The following is a 6,000-nucleotide window of genomic DNA, read 5'->3' on the forward strand; positions in this document are numbered from 1 at the left end:
ACGCAGCGACCTTCGGCCAACCACTACCCCAGGCCGTCGACGATGAGCGGGTGTAGCTCAGGGGTAGAGCACAACCTTGCCAAGGTTGGGGTCGAGCGTTCGAATCGCTTCACCCGCTCCATTCTCTCCAAAGTTTCCAAGCCTCGGTTCGCCGGGGCTTTTGTGCGTTTTGGGCGATATAGATCTCCACCGCGGTGGCGAGAACGGCGGCCGCCGCCGTTCTCTCGCGAGTACCTCACCCCTTGCCGAACACGTAGTCCGTCTTCTGCCGCAGGGTCTCGCCGGGGCGCAGGATGGCGTTGGGGAAGGTGGGGTGGTTGATGGCGTCGGGCCAGATCTGGGTTTCGAGGCAGAGGCCGGAGAAGGCGTCGTAGCGGCGGCCTTCGAGGCCCTCCAGCGGCTTGATATAGGCGCCGGTATAGAGTTGCAGGCCGGGCTCGGTGGTCACCACCTGGAGCGACAGGCCGGAGGCGGGGCTGCGGACCTCGGCGACGAGGCGCGGCTCCACCCTGCCATCCGAGAGGCAGAAATTGTGATCGAAGACCACGCCGCCCGGTTCCAGCTGACGGCGGAGCGGCGTCCAGTCACGCAGGTCGAAGGGCGTGCCGGCGACGGGGCGGATCTCGCCGGTCGGGATCAGCGTCTCGTCGACAGGCAGATAGTGTTCCGCCTCGATGCGGATTTCATGATCGAAGATGTCCTTGCCGCCGTCGAGGATGAAATAGCTGTGCTGGCACAGATTGACCGGCGTCGGCGCATCCGTGGTCGCGTCATAGGTGACGGAGAGCGTTCCGTTGCCGGACAGCGCATAGGTGCAGGTAAGAGTGCAGGTGCCGGGATAACCGGCGCGGCCGGCGGGATCGGTCAGCGTCAGGGTGACGAAGTCCGCGCCTCTGGCGGCGATGCGCCAGTTTTGCTGGCTGGTGCCGTCACGGCCGCCGTGCAGATGAGTCACACCACGCTCGTTGCGCTCCAGTTGGTAGTCGGTGCCGTCGATGGTGAAGCGGCCGCCGGCGATGCGGTTGGCGCAGCGCCCGGCCGTCGCGCCGAAATAGGTGACGTGCGTGAGATAGCTTGCGAGATCCTCGAAACCCAGCACCAGCGGTGCCCCGTGCCCGTCGAGGCGCAGGTCCTGGATGATGGCGCCGAAGGTGAGGACCCGTGCGGTGAGGCCGCCGCCGCGGATCGTCACGCGCTCCACCGGCTCGCCGGAGCCGAGCCGCCCGAAAATCTCCTGTCCTTCACCCATCGAATGTCCTCCCTGATCATCGGCCGGCAAACTGCGGCAATTTCCGCCGATCCGCAATCGAAAAGTCATACTTTTCGGGATGTTCAGAGGTTCTTCTGGTAGACGATGAAGGGCGTCTTTTCGGCGATGCGGTCGTAGAGCCGGCGCGCGGTGGCGTTGAACTCCTGCGTCATCCAGTAGACCTCCGGTGCGCCGGCCTCGCGCGCCCTGGCATAGACGCCTTCGATGAGCGCCCGGCCGATGCCCGCGCCGCGCACTTCGGAGTCGGCGAAGAGATCCTGGAGGTAGCAGACATTGCCTGTCGTCCAGCAGGAGCGATGGAAGAGATAATGCGCGAGGCCCACGGGCTTGCCGTCGAGCGTGGCGAGCAGGCCGCGATACTCGCCCTCGGCCGCCTCGCCCGTCAGCCGGGCGAAGGTGGTGGCGAAGACCGCCTCGGGCAGCACCGTCTCGTAAAAAGCGAGATAGGCGGTCCACAGGCGTCGCCATTCGCCCTCGTCGTCCTTGTGCAGCGGGCGAATGACGACGCGGCTCATGGCATCAGGCTCCCGTTCCGATCTTCTCGAGGTCATAGGGCGTGGTCTGGTAGATCTCGTTGATCCAGTTGCCGAACAGGAGATGGGCGTGGCCGCGCCAGCGGTTCTGCGGCGGCAGGGCCGGATCGTTGTGCGGGAAGTAGTTCCGCGGCATCTTGATCGGCACGCCGGCCGAGACATCGCGGAAATATTCGTCGGCCAGCGAGGTCGAATCATATTCGACATGGTTGAAGATGTAGAGGCGGTTGCCCGCCTTCTCCTCGACGAGGCAGACACCCATCTCGTCCGAATCGAGCAGGATTTCGAGGTCCGGCACGGCGCGGATATCCTCCGCGCGGATCTCCGTCCAGCGCGAGACCGGCACCTCGAAATCATCCGAGAAGCCGTTCAGGTAGATCGACGAGGGCTTGCGGTTGTGGTGACGGTAGACGCCGAAAGCCTTTTCATCGAGCGTGTATTTGGGCACGCCGTGGAAATGGTAGATCGCCGCCATCGCGCCCCAGCAGACATTGAGCGTCGAATGGACATTGGTCGTCGTCCAGTCGAGGATCTGCTTCATCTCGTCCCAATAGGTGACTTCCTCGTATTCAAGGGTCTCGATCGGGGCGCCGGTGATGATGAAGCCGTCGAACTTGCGGTGCTTCACCTCCTCCCAGGTATCGTAGAAGGCAAGCAGGTGCTCCTCCGACGTGTTCTTCGCGCGGTGGGCGCCGACGCGCACCAGCGACAGCTCGACCTGAAGGGGCGAGGCGCCGACGAGGCGCGCCATCTGCACCTCCGTCTTGATCTTGTTCGGCATGAGGTTGAGCAGCCCGATCTGCAGCGGGCGGATATCCTGCCGGATCGCCACCGTTTCGGTCATCACCCGCACGCCCTCGTTGACGAGGGTCTGGAAGGCGGGGAGCGTATCGGGAATCTTGATGGGCATGTCTCAACTCGATCCAAAACAAAAACCGGCCGCAACGATGTCGCAACCGGTCCACGTAAGGCTCTTCCTCGCGCGGCCCTTTAGCGACTTGTTTAACGTGGCTGCAAGCCGGCCGGCCAAATCACCACGACCTCCTAGATAGCGCCTGTTTGCCGGCGAATCAATCCGCCGTCCTCCAAGTGTAAAGGGCCCGGACGCAGCGGGCATCCGGGCCTCGGTCAGAATGCAGGCGAAGGGCTCAATAGTAGCCGAACGAGAAGCTGTAGCCGTTGTGGCTGTTGTAGCCGTAGCCGCCGTAGTGCTTCTTGTAGCCATGGTGCTTCCTGTAGCCGTAGTGGCCACCATGGTGTTTCTTGTAGCTGTAATGCTTCTTGTAGCCATGGTGCTTGTGGCCGTAGCCATAGTGACCGGCATGGGACGGTGCGGCGAAGGATACGGCGGCGACAGCGGCGACGACGGCGGAGATGATGAAATTGCGCATGGGGGGCTCCTGATCTCTTTCGGGTTGCAGGATGAGCGCGTCTCATCCGATGACCCGACTATCCCATGGCCTCGTCTTCCGCGCTGTTTCGCGGGGAACAGGGGGGTCATTCGCCTGCATTCCACCCCTCCTCCGTCATGCTCGGGCTTGACCCGAGCATCCACCGACGCGGGTGCCGCATGGATCCTCGGCTCAAGGCCGAGGATGACGACGGAGAGGAGAGAGCCTGTTTCGGGCCTGCTCAGCCCTCCAGTTCCTCGCGCAGCATTTCCAGCTCCAGCCATTCCTCTTCCATCCTCGTCAGCGAGGCGCGCAGCTTTTCCATTTCGGCGGCGAGCGTGTTGAAGGTGGCGGGGTCCTTGGTGAAGAGGTTGGGGTCGGCCATTTTCGCCTCGCGGGCGGCGATCTCCTTTTCCGCCTTCTGCATCTCCTTCGGCAGGTTTTCCAGCGCGAACTTCTGCTTGTAGGAGAGCTTGCCCTTGGCCTTGCCGTCGGAGGGGGCGGCGGCCGGTGCTGCTTCCGCCGCCTTCGCCTTCTCGGCCTTCTCCGCCTTGCGCTTCTCTTCGATGACGCCGCGGCGCTGCGCCATCATGTCGGTGTAGCCGCCGGCATATTCGATCCAGCGTCCGTCCGGGTTTTCGGGATCGGCCGGTGCGATGGTGGAGGTGACGGTGCGGTCGAGGAAATCGCGGTCGTGGCTGACGAGCAGCACGGTGCCGGTGAAACCGGCGACGATCTCCTGCAACAGGTCCAGCGTCTCGATGTCGAGGTCGTTGGTCGGTTCGTCGAGGATGAGCAGGTTGGTCGGCCGCGACAGGATGCGCGCCAGCATGAGGCGGGCACGCTCGCCGCCCGAGAGGTTGCGGATCGGCGTGCGGGCCTGCTCCGGCTGGAACAGGAATTCCTTCATGTAGCCGGTGACATGGCGCTGCTCGCCGTTGACCAGCAGCGTCTCGCCGCGCCCGTCGGTGAGGTAATGGGCGAGCGTGTCGTCGAGGTTGAGGTCCTCGCGGCGCTGGTCGAGCGTGGCGATCTCCAGATTGGTGCCGAGCTTCACCGTGCCGCTGTCGGGCGCGAGCTGGCCGGTGAGCATCTTGAGCAGCGTGGTCTTGCCCGCGCCGTTCGGGCCAACGAGGCCGATGCAATCACCGCGATGCACGCGGATGGAGAACGGCGCGACGATGGTGCGCTCGCCATAGGCCTTGGTGATCTTTTCCGCCTCGATGACCAGCTTGCCGGATTCCTGCGCATCGGAGGCGCTGGCCTGCACGCTGCCCTGCGGCCCCTTGTGGCCGCGATAGCGGGCGCGCAGGTCGTGCAGCGCGCCGAGGCGGCGCATGTTGCGCTTGCGGCGCGCCGTCACGCCGTAGCGCAGCCAGTGTTCCTCGCGCTCGATGGCCTTGCCGAGCTTGTGCTGCTCCAGCTCCTCGGCCTCCAGCACCTCGTCGCGCCAGGCTTCGAAATGGCCGAAGCCGCGGTTGAGCCGGCGCGACTGGCCGCGATCCAGCCAGACGGTGGCGTTGGAGACCTTTTCGAGGAAGCGGCGGTCGTGCGAGATGACGACGAGGGCCGAACGGGTCGATTGCAGCTCGCCTTCCAGCCATTCGATGGTCGGCAGGTCGAGATGGTTCGTCGGCTCGTCGAGCAGAAGGATATCCGGCTCCGGCGCCATGACGCGGGCGAGTGCGGCGCGACGCGCCTCGCCGCCCGACAGCGACTTCGGATCCTCCGTGCCGTCGAGGCCCAGATGTTCGAGCAGGTAGGTGACGCGGTAGGGGTCGTCGCTCGGGCCGAGGCCAGCTTCGGCATAGGCGGCGACCGTGTCGTAGCCATCGAAATCCGGCGCCTGGTGCAGGTAGCGGATCGTTGCCGAGGGGTGGCGGAAGACCTCGCCCGACTGCGCCTCGGCCAGGCCGGCGGCGATCTTCATCAGCGTCGACTTGCCCGAGCCGTTGCGGCCGACGAGGCAGATGCGGTCGCCCGGCTCCACTTGCAGGCTCGCGCCCGCAAGCAGCGGCGTGCCGCCGAAGCTCAAGAAGATATCATCGAGTTTGAGAATGGGCGGTGCCAAGGATCAGGCTCCTGAGAGATCATAGGGCCGGGCGATGAGGATCGCGCGGCCGGAGGCAAGCGAAACGCGGACGGGGCCTTCCGCGACATTGGAAATGGTGCGCGACGAGCCGAAGGCCAGCGTGAAATCGGTGAGCGGATAGCGCACGTTTTCGAGATGAAGCCCTAAGAGCGCCGTGAGGCCGAGCACGGAAAACAGGCTGCCGGCGGGCAGGTCGATCACGCGGCGGCCCGGCAGGAGCGGCCACGCCTCCTCCTCCCCGGAGGTGAGCTTGATGGCGATGCCAGCTTCCGCAAGCGAGACGGCGTGGATGAGGTGCATCAGCGCATGGTCGCTGCGTTCGCCGCCGAGCGCGCCGGCAAGGAGGATGGAGCGGGCGCCGCGCCCGGTGGCGACGGACACGGCAAGCGCGCCATCCGTCTCGTTCTTGGCGGCCGGATAGGGCTGGCGCTCGACATCGGGCCATGCGGCCAGAAGCTCCGGCGGCGTGGAATCGAAATCGCCGACCCACAGATCCGGCGTCACGCCAAGCATTGCCGCATGGCGCATGCCGCCATCGGCCGCGATGAAGCGCGCGCCGGTTATATCGTCCGCCAGACGCGGCGTCGCGACGAGCGCGCCCCCGAGGAGGACGACATAGGTTTCATCTGTCGAAGCCGGCATGGTCATGGCTGATGCCCTTAGCGCATGTTGCGGGGAAAGGGAAAGAATTTGGCATTGGCGGGCGCGGGCCGA

6 protein-coding genes, 1 tRNA gene and 1 riboswitch are annotated in these 6,000 nt (G+C 65.2%); of the genes, 1 reads left to right on the forward strand and 6 read right to left on the reverse strand.

What is annotated here, in order from left to right; translation table 11 throughout:
- The first annotated feature begins 46 nt into the window (after positions 1-46).
- Positions 47-121: transfer RNA gene (locus tag GR158_RS18530), tRNA-Gly, on the forward strand.
- A gap of 114 nt (positions 122-235) precedes the next feature.
- Here the strand turns inward: GR158_RS18530 and GR158_RS18535 are convergent.
- The 6 genes from GR158_RS18535 to GR158_RS18560 form a co-directional block, all read right to left on the reverse strand.
- Positions 236-1,249, reverse strand: coding sequence for an aldose epimerase family protein (locus GR158_RS18535; RefSeq protein ID WP_160872113.1), 1,014 nt, complete (start codon positions 1,247-1,249; stop codon positions 236-238).
- Positions 1,250-1,332: 83 nt separating this feature from the next.
- A complete protein-coding gene (locus GR158_RS18540; protein ID WP_134649253.1) occupies positions 1,333-1,785 on the reverse strand; it encodes a GNAT family N-acetyltransferase in 453 nt (150 codons plus the stop codon).
- A 4-nt stretch (positions 1,786-1,789) separates the two neighbouring features.
- A complete protein-coding gene (gene metA, locus GR158_RS18545; RefSeq protein WP_160872114.1) occupies positions 1,790-2,713 on the reverse strand; it encodes a homoserine O-succinyltransferase in 924 nt (307 codons plus the stop codon).
- Positions 2,714-2,773: 60 nt separating this feature from the next.
- Positions 2,774-2,851: riboswitch (SAM riboswitch) on the reverse strand.
- A gap of 100 nt (positions 2,852-2,951) precedes the next feature.
- Complete coding sequence (locus GR158_RS18550; RefSeq protein WP_134649251.1) at positions 2,952-3,194, reverse strand: hypothetical protein; 243 nt, start codon at positions 3,192-3,194, stop codon at positions 2,952-2,954.
- A gap of 241 nt (positions 3,195-3,435) precedes the next feature.
- Entirely contained in the window at positions 3,436-5,265 is a 1,830-nt protein-coding gene (locus GR158_RS18555) for an ABC-F family ATP-binding cassette domain-containing protein (RefSeq protein WP_160872115.1), read from the reverse strand.
- 3 nt (positions 5,266-5,268) lie between these two features.
- Positions 5,269-5,928, reverse strand: coding sequence for a thiamine diphosphokinase (locus GR158_RS18560; RefSeq protein WP_160872128.1), 660 nt, complete (start codon positions 5,926-5,928; stop codon positions 5,269-5,271).
- Between the last annotated feature and the right edge of the window lie 72 nt (positions 5,929-6,000).

This window comes from Shinella sp. AETb1-6, assembly GCF_009826875.1.
Lineage (GTDB): Bacteria > Pseudomonadota > Alphaproteobacteria > Rhizobiales > Rhizobiaceae > Shinella > Shinella sumterensis.